The sequence below is a fragment of the Candidatus Synechococcus spongiarum genome, from assembly GCF_900047545.1.
Lineage (GTDB): Bacteria > Cyanobacteriota > Cyanobacteriia > PCC-6307 > Cyanobiaceae > Synechococcus_B > Synechococcus_B spongiarum_C.
Map to the genome: position 1 here is coordinate 1 of NZ_FITM01000036.1, position 2,214 is coordinate 2,214.

The window sequence follows — 2,214 nt, forward strand, 5'->3', positions numbered from 1 at the left end:
TCTGCCGTCCTCCTCGCCGCCACTCCCATCTTCTGGTTATGAGTCCTGAGCCTAAGCTCGCCAATTCGCTTGCTCTGTTCGTCAAATCGCCTGTGCAGTCCCCTGATTTCAGCCCAGACAATGGCAAAATCAGTGCCTATGGTTCCAGATTGTAGCTAATCAATGGGTCCGGAAGGGAAAGGAGGCATGGGAAGCGAATCAGCCTCGGGGCAACTCTACAGGGCTTGGTGGTCTACTGTCTGCTGACCGCCCCTGGTTCAGATCAGCAATGCAGCCAATGTTTAAGACTTAGGACAATCTGGAAAATCCACCAGATCCTATGGCAGGAGTTCTTGTGCAGTTCAAAGAACTGTTCACCTATTGGCAAACCGTGGGCATCCCGTGGTAGCTGGAGCTATACAGCAGGTCCCCCAGGACTGAACCTGATGATCCCCGATTCTCCGCCACGAACATGGGACAACACCGTTGCGCCACCGTTGCAACCAGGATGCAAACAGGACAAGACAGCCACCGGCTGGCGGATAGTGGTGGTCTTGCTTCCAACCTCGTCTTATGTTTCGGAACATTCTTGTGGCAGACTCCGGCAAAGGCCATGTGGAAACCATGGTCGGCATGATGCAGAGGATGCCCAGCTTCGCGGGGGCCCGCTTCACCCTGCTCCATGTGCTGAACGTGCAGGGCAAATACTCCCTGACGGATGGTATGGAAACAGGCGCCCGACTGCTGGCCCAGGCCGTTGGCGCCATGAAGCTGGATCCCGCCACGGTGACCACCATCCTTCGTCAAGGGGACGTCAAACAGACGGTGCTGGCGGTGGCGGATGAAATCAACGCCGACCTGATGGTCATGGGCTCACGGGGGGTGGGGCGGTTGCAGTCCATCTTGGTGAACAGCGCCAGCCAGTACGTGTTTCAGTTGTCCAGGCGGCCCATGCTGCTGGTGCGGGATGACCTCTATGTGCGCCATCCCAACCGGCTGCTAGTGGCGGTGGACGGCACAGCCATCAGCAATAGCGCCCTGAACCTGGCCTGTGACCTGGCCCGGGGGGTGGAGGGCATGGCGGTGCGGGTGGTCCACGTGAGCAACCGGAGCGGCGGCAGCCAGGTGGCAAAACGCATCCTTGACAAGGCCCGCCTGGGTGCGCGCCGCTTGGGGATGAACGTGGAGACAGAGGAGCGCAGCGGCAATCCGGCCCAGGAGATCTGTGCTGCCGTCGAGGCCGGCAATAGCGATCTGCTGGTATTGGCCTCGCCGGATCGGCGCCCCAGCGTGGCCCGCAACCTGGTGGACCTGGACAAGCTGCTGGGCTCGTCCATCAGCGATTACGTTCGCGTCAAGGCGCCCTGCCCCGTTCTACTGGTGCGATAAGGATGGACTCTGGTGATTTCGCCTCGCGGATTGCCCGTCAACGTCAGGTGGTGACCCGGGGCCACACCCGCTCCCTGGCCTGGCGGTTGGAGCAGTTGGGGCGGCTGGAGAAGTCTTTACAGCCGGAAGAGGACCTGCTGGCGGGGTTGGCGGAAGATCTGCGCAAACCCCCAATCGAGTCTTACTACGAAATCTCCAGCGTTCGCCAGGAGTTGAGGTTGTTTCAGCGGCAACTGCGCCACTGGTTGCGGCCGGAGCGGGTGGTGGTGCCGTTGATCCTGCAGCCATCCCGGGCCCGGGTGGTGGCGGCGCCCCTGGGTTGCGTCCTGATCATCGGCCCCTGGAACTACCCCCTCATGCTGCTGCTGTCCCCCCTGGTGGCCGCCCTGGGGGCGGGCAACACCGCTGTGCTCAAGCCGTCGGAACATGCGCCACGCACAGGGGAGGTTCTGGCTGCACGGCTCCGGCAGCACATGGACGACGACGTGGTGTCCGTGGCCATGGGGGGACCGGAAACGGCCAAGGCTTTGCTGAGCCACCGCTTTGACCACGTGTTCTTCACCGGTGGCAACCGAGTGGGCCGGTTGGTGATGGAGCAGGCGGCCCAAACCCTGACACCCGTGACCCTGGAGTTGGGGGGCAAAAATCCCTGTCTGGTAGCGGAGGATGCCGACGTATCTCTTGCGGCCCGCCGCATTGCCTGGGGACGGTTCCTCAATGCCGGCCAAACCTGCCTTGCCCCGGATTACGTGCTGGTGTCCCCTGCGGTACGGGACGCCTTCCTGGCGGTGCTGCAGCAGGTCATCGTGGACTTTTACGGAGACAATCCCCAGGCCAGCCCGGACT

Annotated in this window: 2 protein-coding genes; both read left to right on the forward strand. The window is 62.1% G+C overall.

The window, feature by feature from the left end:
• Nucleotides 1-552: 552 nt before the first annotated feature.
• Entirely contained in the window at nt 553-1,368 is an 816-nt protein-coding gene (locus FLM9_RS01425) for a universal stress protein (protein WP_074456927.1), read from the forward strand.
• 2 nt (nt 1,369-1,370) lie between these two features.
• Nucleotides 1,371-2,214, forward strand: an 844-nt coding sequence (locus FLM9_RS01430; protein ID WP_143324544.1) for an aldehyde dehydrogenase family protein, incomplete at its 3' end; no start/stop codon positions are given.

Excerpts from the sequence above, each read along its gene's own strand:
- FLM9_RS01425 (WP_074456927.1), top strand. The coding sequence starts at position 553 with ATGTTTCGGAACATTCTTGTGGCAGACTCCGGCAAAGGCCATGTGGAA.